Genomic DNA, 25,673 nt, shown 5'->3' with positions numbered 1-25,673 from the left:
GTTCATGCTCGCACGCCTGTTCGTGATCTTCGGTGGGCTTCTCGTGCTGGTGCTGTGTGCGGCGCTGGTGGTGCCTTACTTTGTCGATTGGACGGGTTACCGTGCCGATTTCGAGCGCGAGGCGAGCGCCGTCCTAGGCCGCAAGGTGACCGTGCGAGGCGATGCAACGGCAAGGCTGCTGCCGTTTCCCTCGGTGACCTTTTCCAACGTCGCCGTCGCCGGTGGCCCCAACGGCCAGCCGGCGATGACCGTCGAAACCTTTTCGATGGATGCAGAACTCGCGCCATTCCTGCGCGGCGAGGTGCTAATCTTCGACATGCGCCTGGTGCGGCCGAAGGCGACGATCGACATCGCCGCCAACGGCACGGTCGACTGGACGATACGGCCGTCCTCGCCGTTCGATCCCGGCCAGATCTCCATCGAGAAGCTGACGGTGACGGAAGGACAGATCGCGCTCAGCCACGCCGCCGGCGGCCGTAGCCATCTTATTTCCGAGATCAACTCGACGATCTCGGCCAAGTCGCTGGGCGGCCCCTGGCGGATGGACGGCTCCCTGTTGCTGGACGGGTTGCGGACCACGATCGCCGCTTCCACCGGCAAGGCTGAACCGGACGGGCAAATGCGGCTCAGGCTCAAAGCCGGTCCGGATGACTATCCGCTGGTCATCGAGACCGACGGCAATGTGGGCCTCGTCGAGGGCGCCGCGGTCTATTCGGGCCAGTTCAAGATATCGGGCGCAGACCAGACTGTAGCGCAGTTGCGCGGCACCGACGGCGAGGCAGTGAAAGTCAGCGCCGGCAAGCCGGATCCGGGGTTCAGGCTGAACGGCAAGTTTTCGCTCGACCACCAGGAGCTCGGCGTCGACGAATTCCGCTTCGAGACCGGACCGCTCGACAATCCCTACACCGCCGATGGCAAGGCTGCGGTCGACCTTGGGCTGAAGCCGCATTTCTCGATCGAGGCCAATGGCGCGCAGGTGCAGTTCGACGAGGCAGTGGGGGCGGCGGCCAGTGCCGGATTGACGCTGTCCGAGCGGGTGGCGGCGCTGGAGCAGGCGCTGCTCGATCTGCCGAAGCCGACCATACCGGGCACGGTCGAGGTGAAACTGCCGGCGGTGGTGGCAGGCGACACGACGATTCGCGACGTGCATCTGTCCGCCGAACCGGCCGAGGGCGGCTGGGCGGTAAAATCGCTGGCCGCCACGCTGCCCGGCCGCGCCAAGCTGGAAGCCAATGGCATGGTCAGCGTCGAGGATCATTTTGGATTCACCGGATCGCTGCTTCTGGCCGTGGCGCAGCCCTCCGGCTTTGCCGCCTGGCTGTCGAAGGACGTCGACGAGGCGATCCGCCGCTTGCCGGCCGCTGGCTTCAAGGCAAAAGTAGATTTGAGTGAAAAGCACCAGGCCTTCAGCGATCTCGAACTCATCCTCGGCAAGGCGAAGTTCTCCGGCCGCATCGATTCCACCCAGCCCGAAGACACAAGGCCATCGGTGCTGATGCAACTGGAAGGTGGCGAACTCGACGTCGATGGACTCGCCGCCTTCGCCTCGATCTTCGTCAGCGACAAGGGAGCCAACCGCTTTTCCGACCGCGACCTCGATTTCCAGATCAAGGCCGGGCCGGTCAGCGCAGGTGGGTTGACCGCCGATAGCGTCGACACCGCGCTTAGATTGCGCGACGGGCTGCTTGAGATCGACCGCCTGTCGGTCGGCGGACTTGCCGGCGCCTCTATCAGCGCCACCGGCCGGATCAAGGACTTCCCGGCGAGCCCGACCGGCAAGCTCGACGCCTCGGTGGTCGCCGTCGACCTCAAGCCGCTGATCGACGTCGCCGTCCGGCATTATCCGGACAATGCGGTGCTGAAGGGGCTGGCGGCGCGCGCCGCTGCCTATCCGGAGCTGTTCCAGGATGCGCGTATCGACGCCGTCACGAGTGCCGCAGACAATGGCGACGGTACGACTGGACTGGCAATGAGCGCACAGGGCAGGGCCGGTGGCTCGGCCTTTTCGGCGTCGTTGTCCGGCAAAGGGGCGCTCGACCGGCCTCTCGAAGCGCCGGTGACGTTGACCTTCAATGCAAGGAACGCCGACGCCACCGCACTTCTGGCGCTTTACGGGTTGCCGGCACTGCCACTCGGCATGCTCGGCGAGGCGACCACCGACGTCTCGGCCAAAGGCACGCTTGGCGGCGGCCTGGCGACACGCTTCAGCCTCGCCGGCAACGACTTCAAAGCTAGTTTCGAGGGGACAGTTGCCGACACGCCTCAGGGCGCCGCCGCAAAGGGCAAGGTCAGCCTTGAAACGGCCGATATCGAGCCATGGCTGATGACGACCGGCGTCGGCCTGCCTGGCATGGGGACCGGCATGTCGACGTCGCTTGCGGCCGATGCCGACTACGGCAATGGTCTCTTGGTGCTGAGCGGCCTCAGTGGCGCCGTCAATGAAGCGGCGGTTTCCGGTGACGTAAATATCGACGTCAAAGAGGGGCTGCCGCATCTTGCCGGCGCGCTGTCGCTGGACGAGCTGGACCTCGATCCGATGGCGATGATGCTGTTCGGCGACCAGGCCTTCCTTGTCAATGATGGGGCCTGGCCGACGGCACCGTTCAGCCAGAAATCCAGTCTGCCATTTACCGCCGATCTCGATCTGACGGCGGCGTCGCTCGCCGCCGGCCCGCTTGCCACCGCCTATGACGCCGCGCTGTCGCTGCAGCTCGACCAGGAGGGTATCCGCGTTTCCGATCTCAAGGCAAAGTTCCTCGGCGGTGTGCTGAGTGGTCTGTTCGAGCTCAAGAACAATGACGGCACCGGGCTTTTCTCCGGCCAGATGAAGCTCGCCGGCGGCGATCTGGCAGCCGTGCTGCCGGAGGCCGGCATCAGCGGAAACGGCGAGTTCACGACGGCGCTGTCGACCAGCGGCAAATCGGTCGACGCGATGGTGGCGGCGCTGTCCGGTTCCGGCACGGCGACGCTGAAGGGCATGACCATTGCCGGCTTCAATCCCGATGCCTTTGGCGCATTCATTGCCAAGGCCGACGCGATAGGGCGCGATATCGACGCGTCGAAGACTGCCGGCTTTGTGCCGCAGATCGCCGCGGCGGGCAGTTTTCCGGCGCAGGACACCGATATTGCCTTCACCATCGCCGGCGGCACGCTGAGGGCGCCGCCGGTCAAATTCGAAAGCCCGGGCGCGACGCTGTCCGCCGACATCACCGCCGATCTGAATACCAGCACCGTCGATGCTAAGGGCGAGATCGCCTACCGGCCCGGCGACGAGGCGCTGGTCGGCTCCGAACCAATTTTGAATTTCAGCGTCGACGGTCCGTTCGGCGCCATCAAACGGCAGTTCGACAGCGAGCCACTGGCACAGTTCCTGACCCAGCGTGCGCTGGAAAAGGAGCAGCAGCGGGTCGAAGCCATGCAAGCCGCGCTGCTCGAGAAACAAAGGCTGCGGCGTGAGGTGCGCTACTACGCTGCCCTGCAAACCGAGCGTGAAAGAGCGGCGGAGGAACTGCGCAGGCAACAGGAAGCAGCGCGGCTGAAGGCCGAGGCCGACGCCAAGGCAAAGGCCGAAGCTGAGGCGCAGGCCCAAGCCGAAGCGGAGGCGAGGGCGCAGGCTGAAGCCAAGGCGAAGGCTGAAGCGGACGCTAAGGCACAGGCCGAAGCCGAGGCTCAGGCCCAAGCCGAAGCGGAGGCCAGGGCGCAGGCTGAAGCCAAGGCGAAGGCTGAAGCGGACGCCAAGGCAAAGGCCGAAGCTGAGGCGCAGGCCCAAGCCGAAGCGGAGGCCAGGGCGCAGGCTGTAGCCAAGGCGAAAGCGGATGCAGCGGCGAAGGCCGAAGCCGAGGCCAGGGCGAAAGCCGAGGCGGCTGCAAAGGCCAAAGCGGATGCCGAAGCCAAAGCCGAGGCGGCGCAACAGGCTGCCGAGGAAGCAGCGCAGGCCGAAGAACAGCAACGCCAGAGGGCGGAAGAGGCGTTGCGGATCGCCTCGGAAGAGAAGGCAAAGCTCGACGCCGAACGCAAGGCCGCGGCGGAGCAAGCGCAGAAAGCAGAACGTGCGCCACCGGCCGCAAATAACGTGCCACCCTCAGTGCCGCCCCCGCCAAAGCTCAAGTTCGATCCCTCGTCGATCGACGATCTGCTAAAATCGCTGAATGGCGGGTGACGGCGCATCCCTTATGCGCCGCGTCCAGCAAGCAAGCGCTTCAGCATCGGCTCGATCCGCCCGAGTTCGTCGAGATGAGCGGCTGACAGATCGGCGAGACTGTCGTCGGCGCAGTCGGTCAGCCGCAGCAGCACGCGGCGGTGGTCCTCCTCGTAGTGGTCCCTCGCGACGAGCCCGGCTTCGCAAAGACGGTTGCCTATCCGGATGAGTATCTCGAGGGCCCCTCCGACAAGCTGCTGATGGCGAACGTGTCCCATTTGCCCGTCGTCACGCGAGAAAATGCGCGGCTGGTGGGCTATGTCGGCTGGAAGGACCTGATGCGTGTCAGATCGAAGAAGCAGGCCGAAGAACGCGACCGCTCGGCTTTGCTGGGCTTCCGTATCCGGCGCAGGAAACAAAATAGCGTTGCCTGAAGGCTACAACTTGCGGCGCTTGGCCCAGTCCAGCACATAGAGCCTGAGCGCCGAGGAGAGGTTCGCATCGCGCGGGCGGCTCTCGTCGATTTCGGCGACAAGCGCGGCGAGCGTCAATTTTCGCGCGGCCGCGATGGCGACCAGGTCGTCGTAAAAAGGCTTTTCGAGCGAATAGCTGGTGCGGTGGCCGCGAATGGTGACCGAGCGCTTTTCGACCGGGCTCACGCGACCGCCCTCACACTTCAAGCATCGGATTTGTCCGAATCGCCCGATTTTTCCCGGCGATGACTGGCGACGAATTTGTCGGCCTTGTCGGCGATCAGGCGGTCGCGATCCCGGCTGGTTTTGGAACGGCCATGCAGCGCCCGGTTCTGTTCGGCCAGGCGCTCCTTCTCGGCTCGCGCCTTCTGCTTGCGTGCCTGACGGAGATTGACGATCTCGGCCATGTCACGCCGCCCGTCGGGTCACTTCTTGCGGAAGGCGTCGAGCGACACCACGTCGGCCCCCTTGGCGCCGGCGTCGGCCGCGGCAGGCTTCTTTTCCGCCTCAGCGGTTTTCTTCTTCGTCTCAGGCTTTTTCTCGGCGACGATGGCCAGCGGCTCGGGAGCAGGCTTGGCCTTTGTCTCCTGTTCAGCCGGGGTATCCGTCTTGACGTCGAATTCGAGCTCGAAGTTGACGGACGGATCGTAAAAGCCGCGTACGGCCGAGAACGGGATTTCCAGTTTCTCCGGCACGTCGGAAAACGACAGCCCGACCTCGAAGCCGGTGTCGCTCACCTTCAGGTCCCAATATTGGAACTGAATAACGATGGTCATCTGTTCGGGATAGCGTTCGCGCAGCCGCGAAGATACGCGCACGCCCGGCGCGCCGGTGAGAAATGTGATGAAGAAGTGATGGTTGCCTGGGAGACCGGTGCGCGCGACCTCGGCCAGGACCTTGCGCATGACGCCGCGCAACGCCTCCTGGGCCAGAATGTCGTAGCGGATGTGGTCGTCGGCCATGTGGCTGTCGGCTTCCGTTGAATCGTCCTGATAGCTGTAATCAAGCTTGAGCGCGGCGTAAACCGGATATAGATCGCCGGGGTGCGGAAGCGAAGCCTGTTGGCGACGATTTGATCGCCAAACGGCTTTGATCGTCAAGCGCTGGCGAGCACGCCCTGTTTGCTTGCCCGGACCACATGCTGCCGCTTGCCGAAGGCGCGCAGGAAGGTGCGCACGCCATTTGTCGCCGATTGCACCACCTCGTCCTCGGTCGGTGTACCGCCGAGCATGAATGTCGTCTGCAACTCGGCATTGGCAAGCGCCATGAACTGGCGCGCTGCGACATCGGGATCGTCGATATCAAGGAAGCCGGCATGAGCGAGGCGGGCGAAACGGGCGGCGATCGCCGGCCATGTCCTGCCCGGTCCTTCTTCGCGCCATTCGGCGAAGAGCTCGGGGTAGCGCTCGCCCTCGCTCTGGATCAGCTTGCGCAGGAATTTTCCGTCGCGGTTGCAGATGCAGTTGTGGTTCATCCGGACGGCAAAGGCTATGAGGTCGGCCTCGAGATCCTTCGGCCGATCGGGAAAAGTGGAGATCGTGGCAAAGATGCCGGCATTGCAACGTTCGGTGAGGTCGCGAACGATAGCAACGAAGAGTTTTTCCTTGTCGCCATGATGATTGTAGATGGTCTGGCGGGAGACGCCGGCTTCGGCGGCAATCATGTCGATATTGGCACCGGCGAAGCTTTCGCGGCAGAAGACCGAGGCGGCGGCGTCGACAATTGACATCCGCTTGGCCTCATGGCCCCGCGGCGGGAAAATGTCAGGAGAAACGTTGGCCTTCATGCAAAACTATATAGAGGTGGTTGACGAATTAGACAAGCCTGTCTAGATTTGTGGACTAACACGAGGGGGTTTCGTTCCGCAGAAGAGTCGGAACTCCACGGGATGGAACGTCCTAGGGTTACACGCCGGCCCGCGGCGGCAACCAGAATTCGAAAGAGCCTGCTATCATGAACGCCAAATTCCTCCGCATTGCGGTCGTGCTCGGCCTATTGTCCGCCATCGGCCCGTTTGCCATCGATATGTATCTTCCGGCCTTGCCGTCGATCGGCGAGGATCTGCATGCCGGCACCGCCGCGGTGCAGATGAGCCTGCTGATCTTCTTTCTTTCCATGGGCTTCGGTCAGATCGTCGTCGGACCGATCTCCGATATGGTCGGCCGCAAGCTGCCGCTCTATGGCGGCCTGGCGCTGTTCATGGTCGGCGGCGTCGGCTCGGCGCTGGCCCCGTCGATCGAATGGCTGATCGCCTTCCGCTTCCTGCAAGGGCTCGGCGCCAGCGCCGGTATGGCGGTGCCGCGCGCGATCGTGCGCGATCTGCACACCGGCACCGAAGCCGCCAAGCTGATGTCGCTGTTGATGCTGGTTTTTTCGGTGTCGCCGATCCTGGCGCCGCTGACCGGTAGCCAAATCATCGAGAATTTCGGCTGGCGCGCCGTGTTCTGGACGGTGACGGGCGCGGCTGTGCTCGCCACCATCCTGCTGGCGACCTCGCTCAAGGAGACGCGGCCGGTCGAGGAGCGCGCCGGGTCGTCCTTCGGGACGGCACTTTCCGGCTACCGCTTCCTGATGGGCGACCGCAACTTCCTTGGCCTGACGGCCATCGCCGGCTTCGGCATTGCGAGCTTCTTCGTCTATCTGTCGAGCTCGTCCTTCATCCTGATCGACCATTACGGGCTGTCGCCTTCGGTCTACAGCGTGTTCTTCTCGATCAATGCGGTTGCCTTCATCGGCATGTCGCAGCTGACCGGGTTGCTGTCGGAGCGGTTCGGGCTGCAGCGCGTGGTACGCGTCGCGGTGATCGGCTATGCGACGACGATGGTGGTGTTGTTCGCGGTGATGGCCTCGGGTGTCGACCGGCTCGACGTGATGGCGGCCCTGCTGTTCGTCGGCTACGGTTTCCTCGGCCTGGTTATCCCGACTACGTCGGTGCTGGCCATGGAAGAGCATGGTGAGATCGCCGGCACGGCGTCGGCGCTGATGGGCACGCTGCACTTCGCCATCGGGGCGGTCGCCATGGGTGTCGCCGGCGTGTTCTTTGACGGCACGCCGCTGCCAATGGTGGCGGGCATCACGCTCTGCGCGGCGATCTCCTTCACGCTGGCCAAGGTAACGCTCGGCCGCAGCCGCGAAGCTGCGGAAGCGCCGGCGGAGTAAGCTTCTCCTAGCGAGACAAAAAAGGCCGGGCGATGTTCCCGGCCTTTTCACGTTTGCGGTCCCGGTTCAAAGCAGCCTTTGCCTATATGACGGGTTCAAGACATGCAGCTTAGACATCTCAAGACCTTCGTGGCGGTCGCCACCACCTTGAACATCACGCGCGCCTCCGAGCGGGTTCATCTTGCCCAATCGAGCGTGACCGAACAGATCCAGGCGCTGGAAGCCGATCTGGGCACGTCGCTGTTCGACAGGTCACGGCGTGGCTTGAAGCTGACGGCGGCAGGACAGCGCCTGCTGGACTACGCAAACGATCTCCTCGACCTTGCGGACGAAGCCCGTTCCGCTGTCGCCGACGCGAGCGGTACGGTTGCCGGTCGCCTGACGGTCGGCGGCCTGGAGACGCTTTGCGTTACGCGCTTGCTAGCCTTGCTGAGCGAATTCCACCGGCGCTATCCAGACGTGGAACTGAACCTCCAGGCGGGCGATAGCAGCCGGTTGCGTGCCGGCGTGGCCAGCGGGGCGCTGGACGTGTCTTTGCATTTCGGGGCCGCCCCGGCGGCGGCGCCGGAGCTGCGAAGCGAGCAGGTGGCAGAAGAAGAGCTCGTCATCATAATGCCGGCAAATCACCGGTTGGCCGGATATTCTGCCATAACGCCCGACGATCTGGCTGACGAGGCCTTCCTCGTCACCCAGCCCGGTTGCGTCTACAGGCGGATGTTCGACGAAACGTTTGCCGCAACGTTGCCTGACCGTCCAAAACTGGTCGGCGAGTTCGCCAGCATGGGCGCGATACGGGGCCTTGTTGCAGCCGGTCTTGGATGCGCGCTGGTCCCGCGTCTCGTGGGTTCTGCGGCTGACGCCAATATCGTCGTGCTGCCTTGGGTCGGAAGCAGCCCGGTGACGCCGGTCACCATGGTATGGCGCCACCGGCGCATTCAAGCGCCGGTCTTGCAACTGTTCCTCGCAATGGTTCGCGAGGTCTGGCCATCACTAGACCAATCGCTGGCCACCATCGACATGAAGCACGGTTCCGGTGATGAAGCCGTTATGCATCAGGGACGTGATAGCTTGGGCAACGTCGGCTGCCCGGCCGATCCGGCCGACGAGCAGACGCTTTGCCATGGCGTCCAGCGCAGCCGTCTTTCCGCTGCCGACGACGGCATCCCAAATCGGCGTGTCGACCCAGCCCGGCGAGACGACATTGACGCGGATCGGCGCCAGTTCGACGGCAAGCGCGTAGGCGAGTGAGCCAAGGGCCCCATTAACGGCTGCCACCACCGAGCCTTTCGCCGCCGGACGATAGGCGGCGATGCCCGAGGTCAGCGTGATCGACCCCCTGGGCGTCAGATGAGGCGCGCCGTGTTTGGCGAGAAGAAGCGGCGCGACGACTTTGGAATCCATCACTTTCCGCGCTATCGAGACGTCCATCTCGGGAAGCAACACATAGACGCCGATGATGTCTGCGGCGGTCGAGACGATGTGGTCGAGCGTACCGACGTCCTCGAACAGGCGCTGGACCTCGTCCTCGCTTGTGACGTCGGCTGCGATCGTCCTCAGCCTTTCCGGGTGAGGCAAGTGCTGCCGTGCGGCCGACAACCGGTCCTCGGAGCGGCCGACGATCGTAACCTCGGCGCCGGCAGCAAGCTGCTGTTCGGCAAGCGACAGTCCCATGCCGGAACTGCCGCCAACGATCAGGATGCGTTCGGGTGTTGGTGTGGTTTCCTGGTTCATCTTTTCTCCATCAGGTAGCTCGCGGGGCGTGACCGACACGCGGCGAGAAACTGAAGCCTTGTTCGACAAAGGCAGGGGAGAAGGGAAACGGGAAGATACGAATGCTGCCATCGGAAATTCCGATGAAGGGAAGCCCTTGGGTTTTCGCCTTGGCCTGAGACGCCTTAGCCTGAGACGTTGACGATGCGCGATTTTCTGTGTTAGCAGCGATGATCATGAAGATCGCTATGGTTCTTGCAGTGGTAGGAAAGCGCATGGGCAGGATGGTGTAACCATCCGGCGACAGCCACCCGTGCGCGACAAACAGGCTCCTGACGGGGCCTTTTTTTATGCCCGAAATTCTTCTTACGCCCGATTTCGGCGATGCCCCGTCAACCCATCCTCATCACGCTACGGGACAGAACCATGACAAGCGATAATTCCATTCAGGATACGAGCAACCGCATGACAGGAGCGGAGATCGTTCTCCGCGCACTCAAAGACAATGGTGTGGAGCATATTTTCGGCTATCCCGGCGCGGCTATTTTGCCGATCTATGACGAGATATTCCAGCAGGACGATCTCAAGCATATCCTTGTGCGCCACGAACAGGGCGCCGGCCATGCCGCCGAGGGTTATGCCCGGTCCACGGGCAAGGTCGGCGTGATGCTGGTCACGTCAGGCCCAGGCACGACGAATGCCGTGACGCCCCTGCAGGACGCACTGATGGATTCAGTGCCGATCGTCTGTCTGTCCGGACAAGTGCCGACAACATTGATCGGCTCCGATGCCTTTCAGGAATGTGACACGATCGGCATCACGCGATCCTGCACCAAGCACAACTCTTTGGTCAAAGACGTCGATGACTTAGCGTCAGCGATCCATAGGGCGTTCCACATCGCCCAGTCGGGGCGACCGGGGCCTGTTCTCGTCGACATGCCAAAGGACGTTCTGTTTGCGTCCGGCATGTACACGCCGCGTTCGGACGTTGCTGCGCTGAAAAATTATCAACCGAAGCTGCAGGGCGACATCAACAAGATCGGCCAGGCGATAGCGCTGATGGCCAATGCCAGCCGTCCCGTTATTTATGCCGGCGGCGGCATCGTCAATTCCGGCCCGAAAGCATCGACATTGCTCCGGGAGCTGGTTCAACTGAGCGACTTTCCGGTCACCTCGACGCTTATGGGCCTTGGAGCTTACCCCGCCTCCGGCAAGAACTGGCTCAAGATGGTCGGTCTGCATGGTTCCTATGAGGCGAACATGGCGATGCACGATTGCGACGTCATGATCTGTATCGGCGCGCGCTTCGATGACCGCGTGACCTCGCGTGTGGATGCTTTTTCGCCCAACTCCAGGCAGATACATATCGATATAGATCCGTCCTCGATCAACAAGAACGTCCACGCCGATATCGGCATACAAGGCGATGTCGGCAATGTTCTGGGTGACATGGTTCGTCTATGGCGCGCATTATCTCAGAAACCGGATGGAAGCCGCCTTCAGGACTGGTGGAGAAAGATCGCCGCCTGGCGCGCATGCAATTCGTTCTCCTATGAGATGAACAACGACGTGATCATGCCGCAATATGCGGTGCAGCGCCTTTACGAGCTGACGAAGGATCGCGACACATACATCACCACTGAAGTCGGCCAGCATCAGATGTGGGCGGCCCAATTCTACGGCTTCGAAAAGCCGAACCGCTGGATGAGTTCGGGCGGCCTGGGGACGATGGGTTACGGCCTGCCGGCGGCGCTCGGCGTGCAGATCGCTCATCCGGACAGCCTCGTCATCGATATCGCCGGCGACGCGTCGGTTCAGATGACCATGAAAGAGCTGTCGACGGCAGTCCAGTACGACGCGCCGATCAAGATATTCATCCTGAACAACGGATATATGGGCATGGTTCGCCAGTGGCAGCAAATCCTTCATGGCAACCGCCTCGCGCATTCCTATTCCGAGGCCTTGCCCGATTTTGTCAAATTGGCCGAGGCGTTCGGAGCGGTCGGCCTGCGCTGTGACAAACCAGCCGACCTTGACGATGCGATACAGGAAATGATCGACGTGGACCGGCCGGTGCTCCTCGACTGTCGTGTTGCCAAGCTCGCCAATTGTTTTCCGATGATCCGGACGGGCAGAGGGCACAATGAGATGCTGTTGCCCGATGAGGCTACTGGTGAAACATTCGCCGGTGCGATCGACGCGGTCAGCCAGGGGCTGGTATAAACGCCGCGGCGTCTTGAGCGTATCAGGGCGCATAAAAAGCCCAGCCGGCGAGGCCTGCAGCTGCACATATCAAAAAAGAAGAAATGGAGGTTTCTGTTGCCAGGTACCTCCGAACCCCGCCTAGAAGTGCGAACCACTAGGGCTTGAATTGAAGCTATCGCACCGCTTACGCGGCGAGACGTGCTTCCGCATAGTTGTCGTTGGCAACTATAAGTTTAGCCCGATAACGGTGGTACAATGCCGGGCAAAAGTACGATCTTTACACCTTCGTCGATCCTATTTCGCCCCCAGCAAAAGCCGCTCTTGAGCAGCGGTTTTTGGTGGAGGCGCCGGGTACCGCCCCCGGGTCCGAACGGCTTATTTCATCGCCTGTTTATCACCATAGTCGGTCGAGCCGACGAGGCGAATATAGGGACTGGCGGTGGAAAATGAAAGGCCGGAATGCCACTTTCGTCCGTGTCAAAGTGGATCATCACGGGGTTGACTTGCAGCCGGTCTCAACCGAAGCTTTGTGGCGGTGAGGAGACCCAGCGCACAGTTGCGGCAGCGCGCCACAATCCTCATCGACCGGATCCCGTGGCGCCGACGAGGGGAAATTCGATGGCCGATTATCTCGCAGACGTAAAAAAATATGATGCGGCGGCGGATGCCGACGCGGTCGCCAAGATCGTCAAGCATCTGGGCATCGCGCTCAGGAACCGCGATTCCTCGCTGGTGTCCTGCACCGACCCGGAGGAACTGAAGCGCGTCAGGAACAGCTGGGTCGCTGGCAAGCTCGGTGTCACCGACGGCGCCAAGGCGGATGCGGCTATCGAAAAGACCTGCAAGGCGATGGCGGCCGACAACAGCAAGAGCCGGGTGACGTTCTATTATCTTGTCGCCAAGGATCTGGGCATGCTCGGCTCGCTCTGAACAAACTCGCCGCTGATGCTGGCGAGGCTTCTGCTGGAATTGTCTCGCTTTGCTGTGTTCGGCCGACGGTCATTCGGCTATGATGGCTGACAACCCGAATCGGACCGGAGCCGATGCGCCAGTATCTCGACCTTCTGAAGCATGTGCTGGAAAACGGCGCAGATCGCGGCGACCGTACCGGCACCGGAACACGCTCGATATTCGGCTACCAGATGCGCTTCGACCTGGCCCGCGGCTTTCCGGTCACCACCACCAAGAAGCTGCACCTCAAGTCGATCATCCATGAGCTTTTGTGGTTCCTGGCCGGCGACACCAACATCAAATATCTCAACGATCACGGCGTCTCGATCTGGGATGAGTGGGCCGACGAGAATGGCGATCTCGGCCCGGTCTATGGCAAGCAATGGCGTTCGTGGCCGGACGGCCATGGCGGCGCCATCGACCAGATTGCGAATCTTCTGAAGGAGATACGCAAAAATCCTAACTCGCGGCGGCTGATCGTTTCGGCGTGGAACCCTGCCGAGGTAGAGGCCATGGCGTTGCCGCCCTGCCACTGCCTATTCCAGTTCTATGTTTCGGAAGGCAAGCTTTCCTGCCAGCTCTATCAGCGCTCCGCCGACATCTTTCTCGGTGTGCCCTTCAACATCGCTTCCTATGCGTTGCTGACGCTGATGGTGGCGCAGGTGACCGGATTGAAACCCGGCGATTTCATCCACACGCTCGGCGACGCGCATCTTTACTCGAACCATTTCGAGCAGGCGCGCGAACAATTGCGGCGTACGCCCAAGGCGTTGCCGACGCTATGGATCAATCCCGAGGTGAAGGATCTCTTTGCCTTCGGCTTCGAGGATTTCCGGCTCGACAACTATTTCGCCGACGCGACGATCAAGGCGCCGATCGCGGTTTAGCACCCTACCTGACTGTGCATATCGAAATTGCCTACTGCGGCTACGCCCTCGGACGTTGTCAGCATCCATCTTGATCGACCGACGTCTGTGGTGCGCGCAACAGATTCCATGCGATATTTTCTTCGACCTCGATACCGCTGTATCTAAAGGAGGTTATCGCAGGCGGAGAAAACCGCAGCTCAGAATGCCGTCGCCTGGTAAAGAGCCTTTCCTTGTTATGTTCACATGGATATATCGATGGACGGCTTCGGGCGATCCGAGACGAGGAGAGTTCATGCTGGCGCGCAAAGGTTCGACGACGATTGCCATCGCGGGTCTCGCTGCCATGCTGATGGCCGCGGTGCCGGCGGCCCATGCCGATGACAAGGTGGTCGTGTTTGCCGCGGCGAGCCTGAAGGACGGGCTCGATGCCGTCAACAAGGCCTGCGAGGCCAGTGTCGGCGAGGCGGCAACCATTTCCTACGCGGCGAGCTCGGCGCTGGCCAAGCAGATTGAAAGCGGCGCGCCGGCGGACGTGTTCATCTCGGCCGATCTCGACTGGATGAAATATCTTTCCGACAAGGAGCTGACCAAGCCCGACACCGAAGTGAAATTGCTCGGCAACCAGATCGTGCTGATCGCGCCGCAGGATTCCAAGGTTGAAACCAGGATTGAAAAGGGTTTCGATCTTGCCGGGCTCGTGGGTGACGGCAAACTTGCCATGGGCGATTTCAAGGCGGTGCCGGCAGGCAAATACGGCAAGGCGGCGCTCGAATCGCTCGGTGTCTGGTCTTCCGTCGAAGGCAACGTGGCGCAGGCCGAGAATGTGCGCGCCGCCCTAAAGCTGGTGTCGACCGGCGAGGCAGCACTCGGCATCGTCTATGCCACCGACGCGCATGCCGAGCCTGGCGTGAAGGTGGTCGGCACTTTCCCCGACAATACACATCCGCCGATCATCTATCCGGTTGCCCAGCTTGCGGATTCGAAGGGCAAGGATACCCCGGCATTCCTGAAATGCCTGCAATCCGCCAAGGCTGGCGAACTCTTCAAGGCGCAAGGTTTTACCGTGCTTGCGCCGAGCAACTGACGAACGGCCCTGAGCATGAGCTGGCTGCTGGATCTCGCTCCCGACGAATGGAATGCGGTCCGACTGTCCATCAAGGTGGCGACCGTGGCGATGATTGCCAGCCTGCCGCCGGGCGTAGCGATCGCTCTTGTGCTCGCCCGCGGCCAGTTCTGGGGCAAGACGCTGCTCAACGGGCTGGTGCATCTGCCGCTGATCCTCCCGCCGGTGGTGACCGGCTATTTGCTGCTTTTGACTTTCGGCAAGCGCGGTCCGGCCGGAGCTTTCCTGGCCGAACATTTCGGCATCGTTTTTTCCTTTCGCTGGACCGGCGCCGCGCTCGCCTGCGGCGTGATGGGTTTTCCGCTGATGGTGCGGGCGATCCGGCTGTCGATCGAAGCGGTCGACCGCAAAATCGAGGCGGCCGCCGGCACGCTCGGCGCCAATCCATTATGGGTGTTCGGCACGATCACGCTGCCGCTGATCCTGCCCGGCCTGATCGCCGGTGCGATCCTCTCCTTCGCCAAGGCGATGGGCGAATTCGGCGCGACGATCACCTTCGTCTCCAACATTCCGAACGAGACGCAGACGCTGCCGTCGGCGATCTACACTTTCACGCAGGTTCCCGGCGGCGACGCCGGTGCGCTCAGGCTGACGCTGATCTCGATCGTCATCTCGATGGCGGCACTGGTCGCCTCGGAAGTGCTGGCGCGACGCGTCGGCCGGCGGATGGACATCGAATGACGGTTCAGGTCGACATCAGCCACCGGCTTGGCGATTTCGCCGTCAATGCCCGCTTCGAAAGCGCCGGGCGGCTGACTGCGCTGTTCGGGCCTTCCGGCTCCGGAAAGACGACGCTGATCAACCTGATTGCCGGGCTGATCCGCCCCGACAAAGGCCGTATCGCGGCCGACGGCCGTGTGCTGGTCGATAGCGATGCCGGCTTGTTCATGCCGAAGCACAAGCGGCGGATCGGCATGGTGTTCCAGGACGCGCGGCTGTTTCCGCATATGAGCGTGGCGAGCAATCTGCGCTATGGCCGCTGGTTCACGCCGGCTGCTGAGCGCTACGCGGATATCAATGGCGTGGTCGAACTGCTCGGGATCGGCCATTTGCTCGACCGGCGGCCGGCAAAACTCTCCGGTGGCGAGAAGCAGCGCGTGGCAATCGGCAGGGCGCTGCTTGCCAGTCCGAAATTGCTGCTGATGGACGAGCCGCTGGCGTCGCTCGACGAGGCGCGCAAGGCCGAGATCTTGCCTTATATCGAGCGGCTGCGCGACGAGACGAAAATCCCGATCGTCTATGTCAGCCACTCGATCGCCGAAGTGGCGCGGTTGGCGAGCGACGTCGTGGTACTGATGCAGGGCAAGGTCGCTGCTTCCGGTCCAACCGGAGTGATCATGCAGCGTCTGGATCTATTGCCGGCCGAAGAGCGCGGCGAGGGCGGTGCCGTGCTGGATACCGCGGTTCTGCGCCACGACGAGGCGTTTGGCATGACCGTGCTTGGCTCGGCGGCGGGCGAGATCCGTGTGCCGCTTCTGGCAACGCCGGTCGGTGCGCCGGTGCGCGTCCGCATCCGCGCCCGCGACGTGATGATCGCCACCGAGCAGCCGGTTGGCCTCAGCGCGCTCAACATATTCCCGGGCGCGATCATGGCGATAAAGCCGGGCGAAGGGCCTACGGTCGAGATCGGCATCGACTGCAATGGCGCAACCGTGCTTGCCCGCATCACTGAACAGTCGCGGCAGACGCTAGGGCTCCAGCTTGGTCGAAAGGTCTTCGCGGTGGTCAAGACGGTGAGCTTCGACCGGGCAAATACCGGCGCCGGCCTCCCCGCCGAGGCGGATGGGTGAACGGCCGATGATTCGCTATATCGTGTTGGAATAGCGGTATCGCTGGAGAACTTGTAGAATGGCGTGACCGCGGAGGAGCAAATGCCGTCGCTGAGCTTGCGGATAAATCTCGATCCAGATGGCCGCATCGGGCCGGGCAAGATCGAGCTTCTGGAACAGATCGCTGCCTTCGGCTCGATTTCGGCCGCGGCGCGCGGCATGGAGATGTCCTACAAGCACGCTTGGGATCTGGTCGAGGACATGAACCGCGTGTTCGGCAAGCCGCTGGTTGCGGCACAGACGGGCGGCAAGAAAGGCGGTGGCGCCCAATTGACGTCGGTCGGGCTTGCGGTGGTCAGCCGCTTCCGCGCCATCGAGCGGGCTGCGTCTTCAGCAGCGGCGGCGCATATGGAGGCGCTGCAGGCCGAGATCGATGCTGCGTGAACTCGGCGGAATTCATGCCGCGCTCAATCCCTGTCACTCCTCAGGCTCGCCCGGCTTGCGCAGCAGATAGGTGTCCATGATCCAGCCTTTTTTCCGGCGTGCCGCCTCACGGATGCTGACGATCTCGTCGCCGACGTCGCCAATCCGGCCCGAGACGACGATCTCGTCGGGTGTGCCGAGATAGGCGCCCCAGTGGACACTAACGTCCTTGTCGGCCAGCGTGTTGAAGGCGCATTTGCCGTCCAGCATGACGATGGTGCTGCCGGCGTTTTCGGGCAGACCTTCCTCGACGAGCCGGCGGCCGGTGGTGATCAAAATGGCGTCGCCGATGCGGTTCAATGCCATTTTGTGACTGGCTGCGAGTGCCTGGATGGCGGTAATGCCAGGGATGACCTCCAGTTCGAACGCGACATTGCCTCTGAGGCGCACGCGCTCCAGGATACGCAGCGCGCTGTCGTAGAGCGAAGGATCGCCCCAGATCAGGAAGGCGCCGCAGCCATCTTCGGGGAGTTCGCCGCGAATCAGGCCTTCATAGATCGCGGCGATCGCCTCGTGCCAGTCGTCGACGGTCGAGCGGTAGGAAGGCGCCGGCTCGGCGCGCACCGGCACATCGAATTCAACGCGGCGCGAGTTCGGATTGATGACGAAGCGGTCGCAGATCTGGCGGCGCAATTCGGCGAGATCGTTCTTCTTCGCGCCCTTGTCGGGGATGAACAGCACGTCGGCCCGATTGAGGCCGTTGATGGCCTGGACCGTCATGTGCTCCGGATTGCCGGCGCCGATGCCGATGACAAGAAGCTTGCGCATGAGCGAACTCCTGCCCGATCGAGACCGGCGTGTCTAGACCGACACGACAAGCCGGCACGCGCCGGCGCGTTTGCCGAAAGGCTTTGAAACGCCACATTGAACGGCTAGAGTCATGTTGGCATTTTCGCCGGGGGAGTTTCCATGTTCCGTTACGTCCTGACCGCAGCCTTGGCGCTCTCGGCTACGCCCGCACTCGCCAATGATTCGGTCGCCGAACTCGGCACCGGTGGGCTGATCCTGTCGCGCAGCGATGCGGTGGCGATGGAAAGCGAGGATCTGTACATCTCGCCGGAAAAGGTGACGGTCGATTACGTCTTCCGCAACAACACCGACAAGGATGTCGATGCGATCGTCGCCTTTCCGATGCCCGACATCGAAGGCGACCCCGAAGAAATACCGGCGATTCCCGAGGCGCAGAGCGACAATTTCCTCGGCTTCGAAGTGACGATCGACGGGGTGCCGGCAAAGCCGCAGCTCGAGCAGAAGGTGTTCGCGCTCGCCATCGACATTGGCGCCGACCTGGAGGCGCAGGGCGTGCCTTTCTATCCATTCGGCGATGCGGCCAAGGCAGCGCTGGCAAAGCTGCCGCAAGCGGTCACCGACGACTGGGTCAACCGCGGCATCATCATCGAAGACACTGCCGATGACGGTTCGGGCATGAAGACCGTCTATACGCCGTTCTGGCAATTGCGCTCGACCTATTGGTGGCGCTCGACCTTTCCGGCCAACAAGGCGGTGCATGTCTCGCATCGCTACAAGCCGAGCGTCGGCGGCACCTCCTCGGTCAGCTTCTTCTATGACGGCCAATTCCAGGGTCAGTATGCCGCCTACAAGACCCGCTACTGCATGGATGGCACGTTCGAGAATGCCGTGCGCAAGGCAGCCAAGGACGATCCCGACGGCTACCCCAAATATTTCGAGAACCGCATCGCCTATATCCTGACCACGGGCGGCAACTGGGCGTCGGGAAACATCGGCACGTTCAAGCTGACCGTCGACAAGGGCGATCCGAAGAACCTGGTCTCGTTTTGCGGCGAAAACGTCAGGAAGATCGGACCGACGACGTTCGAGATGAAGGCGCAGAACTTCTACCCCGAGCACGACATTGACATATTGCTGCTGGAGCCATCCGATGGCGGGAACGGCGGCTGATGGACCTCGCGATCTACGTCGCCATCGCCGAGAACGGCGTGATCGGGCGCGAGGGTGGGTTGCCGTGGCGGCTTTCCACCGATCTCAAGCGGTTCAAGGCCGATACGATGGGCAAGCCTATCATCATGGGCCGCAAGACCTATGAAGGCATCGGCCGGCCGTTGCCGGGCAGGCTCAACATCGTGGTGACGCGGGACAGGGCATGGCGCGCCGAGGGCGTAGAAGTCGCGCACTCGATCGAGGACGCAATCGCGCTGGCGACGGTGCGCGGGCGCTGCATGGCAGGCGCCGACGAGATCTGCGTCATCGGCGGCGGCGAGATCTATGCTCAGGCGCTGCCGCTGGCCGATCGGCTGCACGTCACCCATGTGCTGGCCGCGGTCGACGGCGACGCCCATTTCCCGCCGATCGACCCGGCACTATGGCGGATAGTCCACTCACAGGAGGTTGAGGCCGGTGAGAAGGACAGCCATGCGACACGCTATTCGGTTTACGAGCGGCGCCGCGATGTGAATTGAAGACGACAAAGCGTCGCGACAGGTCTAAATGGACCCAAAGGCGGACTGTGACGGCAGCCGATCGCGTTGAAAGCGTGCCGTTGCATCCCTATAGAAGAATAATATTGGATTTTGCGCCGGTGAGCCGGCGCTTGAGGGAATTCCAAGCGAAAGGACATTCATGCCCTGGAACGACAAGAGCGGCGGCGGCGGCCCGTGGGGCGGCGGCAACAATCAGGGACCTTGGGGACAGGGACCCAAGGGACCCAGCGGCCCGCAGGGCTCGCCTCCTGATCTCGAGGATATCATCCGGCGTGGGCAGGACAGGTTGCGGCGCGCACTGCCGGGCGGCGGTGGCGCGAGCCCGGCGGTGTTCGGGCTGATTGCTGCGGCGCTGGTGGTGCTGTGGGCGTTCAAGGCGGTCTACACCGTGCAGCCCGACGAAGTTGCGGTGGAGCTCAGGTTCGGCAAGCCGAAGGCGGAACTCTCGCAGCCTGGCCTGCATTTCCATTGGTGGCCCATTGAAACGGTCGAGACCGCCAACATCGCCGAGCAGCTTGTCAGCATCGGTGGCGGCAGCACCAGCGGCAATGGTCTGATGCTTTCCGGCGATCAGAACATCGTCAACGTGCAATTCTCTGTGGCCTATCAGGTTTCCGACCCGAAGGCCTATCTGTTCGACGTGTCCGACCCCGGCGGCATGCTGCAGCAGGTCGCCGAAAGCGCGATGCGTGAAGCGGTCGGCCGGCGTCCGGCGCAGGACATTTTCCGCGACGACCGGCAAGGAATTGCGGCGTCGGTGCGTGAGATCATCCAGACGACGCTGGACGGCTACAAGGCCGGCCTCAACGTCAACGCCATTTCGATCGAGGATGCCGCGCCGCCGCGCGAGGTGGCGGACGCGTTCGACGAGGTGCAGCGGGCCGAACAGGACGAGGACAAGTTCGTCGAGCAGGCCAATCAGTATTCCAACCAGAAGCTCGGCCAGGCGCGCGGCGCTGCCGCGCAGATCCGCGAAGACGCGGCCGCCTACAAGAACCGGGTCGTGCAGGAGGCCGAAGGCGAGGCGCAGCGCTTCATCTCGGTCTATGACGAATATGCAAAGGCGCCGGAGGTGACGCGCAAGCGGCTTTACCTGGAAACAATGGAGAGGGTGCTGAAGGATTCGAGCAAGGTCATCGTCGAGCAAGGCAATGGGCAAGGGGTCGTTCCCTACCTGCCGCTGCCCGCATTGCAGCAGAAGGCGCCGGCACCGGCCGCCGGAGGAAACCAGTGATGGCCAACCGTCTTCCCGTCATTGCGGTCATCGCCGCGGTCATCCTGTTCCTGCTCTATTCGTCTGTCTTCGTCGTCAATGCGCGCCAGCAGGCGCTGGTGCTCAGGTTCGGCGAAATCGTCGACGTCAAGAACCAGCCAGGCATCTATTTCAAGGCGCCGTTCTCCTTCTTCGATGCCGACACCGTGCAGCTGATCGAAAACAGGGTCCTGCGCTTCGACCTCGATAACATCCGCGTCCAGGTTTCGGGCGGCAAGTTCTATGAGGTCGATGCCTTTATCGCCTATCGTATCTCGGATCCGCGCGTGTTTCGCGCCGCGGTCTCCGGCCAGATCGAACTGGCCGAGGCCCGGCTGAGGACGCGTCTCGACGCCGCCTTGCGCCGCGTCTACGGCCTGCGCGACTTCGAGGCGGCACTCTCGGAAGAGCGCGCCGTGATGATGCGCGAGGTACGCGATCAACTGAGGCCCGACGCCACCTCGCTTGGCCTGCAGATCGAGGATGTCCGCATCCGCCGCACCGATCTCACGGCTGAGGTCTCGCAGCAGACCTTCGACCGCATGAAGGCCGAACGTCTCGCCGAAGCCGAGCGGCTGAGGGCGCGAGGCAATGAGGCAGCGCAGCGGATCAGGGCCCGCGCCGACCGTGAAGTGGTGGAAATCGTCGCCGAAGCGCAAAAAGAGTCTGAAATCCTGCGTGGTGAAGGTGAAGCCCAGCGCAGCGCGACGTTTGCCGGGGCCTATCAGCGCGATCCGGCCTTCTTCGATTTCTATCGATCGATGAATGCCTATGGCACGGCGCTGAACAGCACCGGAACGACGATGGTGCTGTCGCCGAATTCCGAGTTCTTCCGCTTTTTCCGCGACCCGAACAGCAAGGAAACGCTCGCGGCACCGGCGGCACCACCGCCAGCGCCGCCCGCTCCCGCCGCGCCAGCGGCACAGCCAGGCACCGGCCAGTAGGGCCGGTGCAGGGGAAGCCGGCGTAATGGAGGATTTATCCTCTGGCGGTAGCCGTAGCCGCAAACGTGCCTTATTTCTTGCCAACATGACGCGACGCGGCGTTTTTGCCGAAGCGCTTTTTTAGAACACCCGGAGGCCTTTCGATGACATCCACCACCCTTCTGCGTGCAGCGAGGCGGACGTTCATCGCCGGGGCCGCTGCGCTTCTGGTCGGCGCCGTTGCCGTTCCGTCGTTCGTGACGCCGACAGTGGCAGCCGACGGGCCACCCTCGGTTGCCGATCTCGCCGCCGGCCTGCTCGGCGCGGTGGTCAACATCTCGACTTCGCAGACGGTGAAGGGCACGGAGGGTCCGGGCGCCGTGCCGATGCCGCAGCTTCCAGAAGGCTCACCCTTCCAGGACTTCTTCGACGATTTCTTCAAGAACCGCGGCGGCGACAAGGGCGGCGGCGGGCAAAAGGTGCAGTCGCTGGGCTCCGGCTTCGTGGTCGACGCCGAGCAGGGCATCGTGGTGACCAACAACCACGTCATTGCCGATGCCGACGACATCGAGGTGAATTTCTCCGACGGGGTGACGCTCAAGGCGACGCTGGTCGGCACCGACACCAAGACCGACGTCGCGGTGCTGAAGGTCGATCCGAAAGGGCACAAGCTGACAGCGGTGAAGTTCGGCGATTCCAATACGATGCGTGTCGGCGACTGGGTGATGGCGATCGGCAATCCGTTCGGTCTCGGCGGCACGGTGACGGTCGGCATCGTCTCGGCGCGCAATCGCGACATCAATTCCGGCCCGTATGACGACTTCATCCAGACCGATGCCGCGATCAACCGCGGCAATTCCGGCGGACCGCTGTTCAACAGCAGCGGCGAGGTCATCGGCATCAACACGGCAATCATCTCGCCGTCGGGAGGCTCGATCGGCATCGGCTTCTCCATTCCGTCGCAGCTCGCCTCGGGCGTCGTCGACCAGCTTCGCCAGTTCGGCGAGACGCGGCGCGGCTGGCTCGGTGTGCGCATCCAGCCGGTGACCGACGACATTGCCGAAAGCCTGGGCATGGCGACCGCCAAGGGCGCGCTGGTCGCCGGCGTCATCAAGGGCGGACCGGTCGACAACGGCACCATCCAGGCCGGCGACGTCATCATCAAGTTCGACGGCAAGGACATCCATGAAATGCGCGACCTGCCGCGCGTCGTGGCGGAAAGCCCGGTCGGCAAGGCGGTCGACGTGATCATCGTGCGCAAGGGGGTCGAGCAGACCGTGAAGGTGACGCTCGGCCGACTCGAGGACGGCGAAAAGCTTGCCAGCGGCGGTGAAAACGGCAACACCGACCAGGACGATGCCGACAAGGCGCCTGCCGTTTCGACGGCTGCCGTGCTTGGCATGACGATCGGCGAGCTCAACGACGAGACGCGCACGAAATTCGGCATCGCCGCCGACGTCTCCGGCGTCGTCGTGACCGACGTCACCAAGGATTCAGCCGCTGCCGAACGCGGCATCCAGCCGGGCGAGGTGATCACCGAGATCGCGCAGGAATCGGTCGCCACGCCCAAGGACGTCATGGACCGGATCGGCGCGCTGAAGGAGCAAGGGCGCAAGAACGCGCTTTTGATGCTGGCGTCGAAGACCGGCGAGCTGAGGTTTGTGACAATCCGGATGGATTGAGTCCGGAAGAGCCTGTAACACTCTGATCTTGAAAAGAAAAAGGGCGGCTAGCGTTCTTGCTTGCCAGTCTGTGCGTGACAGCCTGTAGAAGACATGTCGCCTGAGTGCGGTGTGGCTGTCCGGAACGCCGGGATGGTCGAAATCGGAGGCCGGGTCGGCGATCATGTTCAGGCGCTCCATGACGGCAGTGGACCGGCTGTTATCCTTGACTGCGAAGGACACGATTTCGTCGAGGCCAAGTCTTTCAAAGCCATAGGTGAGCCAGGCATCGGCTGCTTCGGTGACATAGCCGCGGCCCCAGAATTCGGGTGCCAGCCGCCAGCCGATCTCGATCGTGCCGGGCGGCAAGAATGGCAAATGATCGGTTCGGGTTATGCCGACGAAGCCGATGCATTCACCTGTGGCTGTGATCTCAGCGGCCGCGAAGCCGAAGCCGTTGCGATCGATAGCGGCGCGCAACTCCTCCATCTTGGCATCCGACTGGGCACGGTCGCGCCGAAACGGAAAGAATTCCATGACGCGCTCGTCGGAATTGATGCGATGGAAGAGCTCGCGGTCACGATCTTCCCAGTTGCGCAGGATCAGGCGTTCGGTGCGGATCGGCGTCACTCGACAAATTCCTCCCGGCGATAACCCTGCAGATAAAGCAAGGCGGTGAGGTCGCCGTGGTCGATGCGGATCTTTGCCTCGGCTGCCACGGCCGGCTTGGCGTGCAAGGCGACGCCGATGCCGGCAAGACGGATCATGTCGAGATCGTTGGCGCCGTCACCCACGGCAATGGCATCGGCAGGCGTCAGGCCGAGGCGGGCGGAAATCTCGATAAGGGCTTCGGCCTTGGCGGCGCGGCCGAGGATTGGCTCGGCGACCAAGCCGGTGAAGCGGCGATCCTGCTCGATCAGCCGATTGGCGCGATTTTCGTGAAAACCGAGCAATGCTGCGATGCGGGTGGTGAAGATGTCGAAACCACCGGAAATCAGCGCCGTCCACGCGCCGTTGGCCGCCATTGTCTGGACGAGCGTGCGACCGCCGGAGGCAAGCGTCAGGCGATTGTCGATGATGCGGTCGATGATTGCGGCATCGAGACCCTTAAGCAGCGCCACGCGCTCGCGCAAGGCCGGCTCGAATGCGATCTCACCGTTCATCGATCGCGCCGTGATGGCGGCGACGCGATCCTTGACGCCGATCTCGTCGGCAAGCTCGTCGATGCATTCCTGCTCGATCATCGTCGAATCCATGTCGGCGATCAGGACCTTCTTGCGCCTGTTCTCAGCCGGTTGGACGGCCACGTCGATGGGTTCGGAAGCAAGCGCGGCATGCAGGCGGGCCGTTATTTCGGAAGCTTCGGCGGTCTCTGGCAAATCGAGCTCGCAGGCGATGCCTTCGGCCAGCCAGCGAACAGCGCTTGCGCCGACAGACCCAGACGCCATATTCGCTAGCGTCGGCGTCAATGCGCGGCCGGCGGGATGGGATAGAAGCGTGGCGATCAGCATCGAAAATTCCAGCGGACAGGCGGGCGAAGGCCGCGTGAAGAACGCGATCCTGATAGCCGGGCCGACCGCCAGCGGCAAGTCGGCGCTCGCACTCGACCTCGCCGAGCGCAATGGCGGTGTCATCGTCAGCACCGATTCCATGCAAGGCTATTCGGTGCTCGACGTGCTGACGGCGCGGCCGGGTGCTGCCGAACTCGCCCGCGTCCCTCACTTTCTTTATGGACACGTCGATCCGTCCACCGCCTATTCCACCGGCGCCTGGCTGCGTGATGTCATGAAGCTGATCGACGACGGCACGCTTTCGGCGCGGCAAGTGATTTTCGTCGGCGGTACCGGGCTTTATTTCCGGGCGCTCACGGAAGGTATTTCGGAGATGCCCGACATTCCGCAGTCGATCCGCGAGCGCTGGCGCTACGAGCTGCAAGAACAGGGCGCTGTGAGATTGCACCGCATCCTGTTGCGCGAGGATTCTGCGGCCGGCATGATGCTGAGGCCGACGGATGGCCAGCGCATCGTGCGGGCGCTGGAGGTGCTCGACGCGTCGGGCCGCTCCATCCTGGACTGGCAGGCCGCGCGTGGCCAGCCGTTGATCGACAGGAGCAGCGCGCGCTTTTTCGTCATCGAGCCGGAGCGGGCGGCGCTGGTGGAGCGGATCGATGCCCGCTTCGACCGCATGCTGGACAAAGGGGCATTGGACGAGGTGAAGCAGCTTTCGGCGCTCGGCCTCGATCCCGACCTGCCGGCGATGAAGGCGATCGGTGTTCGCGAGCTTCAGGCCGCGCTGGCCGGCGCCATCAGTTTTCCCGAGGCTATCGAGCGTGCGAAGATCGCGACGCGGCAATATGCAAAGCGGCAGGCGACCTGGTTCAGGCACCAATTGGGTCCGGAATGGCACAGGTTGCGTCCCGGTGAGGGGATCAACTGGGTGATCTCACCCCCTCCTTCGAGCGCAACCTGAAAAGTCGACATCGAAGGGACATTTCGCGT

General features: G+C 62.8%; 24 protein-coding genes, 1 other RNA gene and 2 pseudogenes. 17 read left to right on the top strand and 10 right to left on the bottom strand.

From position 1 onward, the window contains the following. Positions 1 to 4: 4 nt before the first annotated feature. Positions 5 to 4,159 (top strand): AsmA family protein, encoded by a 4,155-nt coding sequence (locus NKI01_RS09725; RefSeq protein ID WP_352962988.1) that lies wholly within the window; start codon positions 5 to 7, stop codon positions 4,157 to 4,159. A gap of 11 nt (positions 4,160 to 4,170) precedes the next feature. On the opposite strand, the gene NKI01_RS09720 is transcribed toward NKI01_RS09725, so the two are convergent. Continuing rightward, entirely contained in the window at positions 4,171 to 4,293 is a 123-nt protein-coding gene (locus tag NKI01_RS09720; RefSeq protein ID WP_352962985.1) for a hypothetical protein, read from the bottom strand. 6 nt (positions 4,294 to 4,299) lie between these two features. Here NKI01_RS09720 and NKI01_RS09715 point away from each other — a divergent pair, with 6 nt between their 5' ends. Then, positions 4,300 to 4,572, top strand: a complete 273-nt coding sequence (locus tag NKI01_RS09715) for a CBS domain-containing protein (RefSeq protein ID WP_245278655.1) — start codon at positions 4,300 to 4,302, stop codon at positions 4,570 to 4,572. Positions 4,573 to 4,575: 3 nt separating this feature from the next. Here the strand turns inward: NKI01_RS09715 and NKI01_RS09710 are convergent, their stop codons facing one another. From NKI01_RS09710 to NKI01_RS09695, 4 genes are all read right to left on the bottom strand, one after another. Further along, positions 4,576 to 4,797, bottom strand: a complete 222-nt coding sequence (locus NKI01_RS09710; protein ID WP_023720823.1) for a ribbon-helix-helix domain-containing protein — start codon at positions 4,795 to 4,797, stop codon at positions 4,576 to 4,578. A 17-nt stretch (positions 4,798 to 4,814) separates the two neighbouring features. After that, entirely contained in the window at positions 4,815 to 5,018 is a 204-nt protein-coding gene (locus NKI01_RS09705; RefSeq protein WP_023720822.1) for a DUF4169 family protein, read from the bottom strand. Between the two features lie 18 nt (positions 5,019 to 5,036). Then, positions 5,037 to 5,573, bottom strand: coding sequence for an SspB family protein (locus NKI01_RS09700; protein ID WP_023676707.1), 537 nt, complete (start codon positions 5,571 to 5,573; stop codon positions 5,037 to 5,039). A gap of 134 nt (positions 5,574 to 5,707) precedes the next feature. Beyond that, positions 5,708 to 6,397, bottom strand: coding sequence for a TetR/AcrR family transcriptional regulator (locus NKI01_RS09695; RefSeq protein WP_352844473.1), 690 nt, complete (start codon positions 6,395 to 6,397; stop codon positions 5,708 to 5,710). 167 nt (positions 6,398 to 6,564) lie between these two features. Here NKI01_RS09695 and NKI01_RS09690 point away from each other — a divergent pair, with 167 nt between their 5' ends. Both NKI01_RS09690 and NKI01_RS09685 read left to right on the top strand, forming a co-directional pair. Further along, on the top strand, positions 6,565 to 7,770 hold the full coding sequence (locus tag NKI01_RS09690) for a multidrug effflux MFS transporter (RefSeq protein WP_352962982.1): 1,206 nt from the start codon (positions 6,565 to 6,567) through the stop codon (positions 7,768 to 7,770). Positions 7,771 to 7,872: 102 nt separating this feature from the next. Beyond that, positions 7,873 to 8,694, top strand: a pseudogene (locus tag NKI01_RS09685) (LysR family transcriptional regulator); the annotation flags it as partial. 66 nt (positions 8,695 to 8,760) lie between these two features. On the opposite strand, the gene NKI01_RS09680 reads toward NKI01_RS09685, so the two are convergent. Beyond that, positions 8,761 to 9,501, bottom strand: coding sequence for an SDR family oxidoreductase (locus NKI01_RS09680; RefSeq protein ID WP_352482982.1), 741 nt, complete (start codon positions 9,499 to 9,501; stop codon positions 8,761 to 8,763). 405 nt (positions 9,502 to 9,906) lie between these two features. Between NKI01_RS09680 and NKI01_RS09675 the strand changes: the two genes are divergently transcribed. Further along, positions 9,907 to 11,703, top strand: a complete 1,797-nt coding sequence (locus tag NKI01_RS09675) for an acetolactate synthase 3 large subunit (protein ID WP_352962979.1) — start codon at positions 9,907 to 9,909, stop codon at positions 11,701 to 11,703. Between the two features lie 82 nt (positions 11,704 to 11,785). Here the strand turns inward: NKI01_RS09675 and ssrA are convergent. Beyond that, positions 11,786 to 12,141, bottom strand: a transfer-messenger RNA (tmRNA) gene (ssrA, locus tag NKI01_RS09670). 162 nt (positions 12,142 to 12,303) lie between these two features. Here ssrA and NKI01_RS09665 point away from each other — a divergent pair. The 6 genes from NKI01_RS09665 (at position 12,304) to NKI01_RS09640 (ending at position 16,841) form a co-directional block, all read left to right on the top strand. Then, on the top strand, positions 12,304 to 12,615 hold the full coding sequence (locus NKI01_RS09665) for a DUF2853 family protein (RefSeq protein WP_023676702.1): 312 nt from the start codon (positions 12,304 to 12,306) through the stop codon (positions 12,613 to 12,615). 113 nt (positions 12,616 to 12,728) lie between these two features. Continuing rightward, positions 12,729 to 13,523: a thymidylate synthase gene (locus NKI01_RS09660; RefSeq protein ID WP_352482986.1), complete on the top strand. Its 795-nt coding sequence runs from the start codon at positions 12,729 to 12,731 to the stop codon at positions 13,521 to 13,523. A gap of 274 nt (positions 13,524 to 13,797) precedes the next feature. Continuing rightward, positions 13,798 to 14,589: a molybdate ABC transporter substrate-binding protein gene (modA, locus tag NKI01_RS09655; RefSeq protein ID WP_031194508.1), complete on the top strand. Its 792-nt coding sequence runs from the start codon at positions 13,798 to 13,800 to the stop codon at positions 14,587 to 14,589. A gap of 15 nt (positions 14,590 to 14,604) precedes the next feature. Next, on the top strand, positions 14,605 to 15,309 hold the full coding sequence (gene modB, locus NKI01_RS09650; RefSeq protein WP_352495174.1) for a molybdate ABC transporter permease subunit: 705 nt from the start codon (positions 14,605 to 14,607) through the stop codon (positions 15,307 to 15,309). Beyond that, entirely contained in the window at positions 15,306 to 16,418 is a 1,113-nt protein-coding gene (gene modC / locus NKI01_RS09645) for a molybdenum ABC transporter ATP-binding protein (protein WP_023720813.1), read from the top strand. Before modB ends, modC begins: the two co-directional genes overlap by 4 nt. Before the next feature lie 81 nt (positions 16,419 to 16,499). Beyond that, positions 16,500 to 16,841 carry a winged helix-turn-helix domain-containing protein gene (locus NKI01_RS09640; RefSeq protein ID WP_023676697.1) on the top strand — a complete coding sequence of 114 codons (342 nt, stop codon included), beginning with the start codon at positions 16,500 to 16,502 and terminating at the stop codon, positions 16,839 to 16,841. A 33-nt stretch (positions 16,842 to 16,874) separates the two neighbouring features. Here the strand turns inward: NKI01_RS09640 and cobF are convergent, their stop codons facing one another. Further along, on the bottom strand, positions 16,875 to 17,648 hold the full coding sequence (cobF, locus tag NKI01_RS09635) for a precorrin-6A synthase (deacetylating) (protein WP_352639705.1): 774 nt from the start codon (positions 17,646 to 17,648) through the stop codon (positions 16,875 to 16,877). A 141-nt stretch (positions 17,649 to 17,789) separates the two neighbouring features. On the opposite strand from cobF, the gene NKI01_RS09630 reads away from it, so the two are divergent. From NKI01_RS09630 to NKI01_RS09610, 5 genes are all read left to right on the top strand, one after another. Continuing rightward, complete coding sequence (locus NKI01_RS09630) at positions 17,790 to 18,800, top strand: DUF4424 domain-containing protein (protein WP_352788458.1); 1,011 nt, start codon at positions 17,790 to 17,792, stop codon at positions 18,798 to 18,800. Continuing rightward, complete coding sequence (locus NKI01_RS09625; protein ID WP_292664361.1) at positions 18,800 to 19,318, top strand: dihydrofolate reductase; 519 nt, start codon at positions 18,800 to 18,802, stop codon at positions 19,316 to 19,318. Before NKI01_RS09630 ends, NKI01_RS09625 begins: the two co-directional genes overlap by 1 nt. 160 nt (positions 19,319 to 19,478) lie before the next feature. Further along, positions 19,479 to 20,573: an FtsH protease activity modulator HflK gene (gene hflK, locus NKI01_RS09620; protein ID WP_023720809.1), complete on the top strand. Its 1,095-nt coding sequence runs from the start codon at positions 19,479 to 19,481 to the stop codon at positions 20,571 to 20,573. Beyond that, entirely contained in the window at positions 20,573 to 21,535 is a 963-nt protein-coding gene (gene hflC / locus NKI01_RS09615) for a protease modulator HflC (RefSeq protein ID WP_023720808.1), read from the top strand. Before hflK ends, hflC begins: the two co-directional genes overlap by 1 nt. Positions 21,536 to 21,678: 143 nt before the next feature. Continuing rightward, on the top strand, positions 21,679 to 23,196 hold the full coding sequence (locus tag NKI01_RS09610) for a DegQ family serine endoprotease (RefSeq protein WP_023720807.1): 1,518 nt from the start codon (positions 21,679 to 21,681) through the stop codon (positions 23,194 to 23,196). 42 nt (positions 23,197 to 23,238) lie between these two features. On the opposite strand, the pseudogene NKI01_RS09605 reads toward NKI01_RS09610, so the two are convergent. Both NKI01_RS09605 and serB read right to left on the bottom strand, forming a co-directional pair. Beyond that, a pseudogene (locus NKI01_RS09605) lies at positions 23,239 to 23,805 on the bottom strand (GNAT family N-acetyltransferase); the annotation flags it as partial. Beyond that, a complete protein-coding gene (gene serB, locus NKI01_RS09600) occupies positions 23,802 to 24,623 on the bottom strand; it encodes a phosphoserine phosphatase SerB (protein WP_352495198.1) in 822 nt (273 codons plus the stop codon). The pseudogene NKI01_RS09605 and the gene serB, both read right to left, overlap by 4 nt. A gap of 49 nt (positions 24,624 to 24,672) precedes the next feature. Here serB and miaA point away from each other — a divergent pair, with 49 nt between their 5' ends. Further along, on the top strand, positions 24,673 to 25,644 hold the full coding sequence (miaA, locus tag NKI01_RS09595; RefSeq protein ID WP_352788455.1) for a tRNA (adenosine(37)-N6)-dimethylallyltransferase MiaA: 972 nt from the start codon (positions 24,673 to 24,675) through the stop codon (positions 25,642 to 25,644). Positions 25,645 to 25,673 lie beyond the last annotated feature (29 nt).

This window comes from Mesorhizobium sp. M0815, from assembly GCF_040319995.1.
GTDB lineage: Bacteria > Pseudomonadota > Alphaproteobacteria > Rhizobiales > Rhizobiaceae > Mesorhizobium.
Note: the sequence above shows the minus strand (reverse complement) of the source record. Positions and strands in the feature narration are given on the sequence as shown.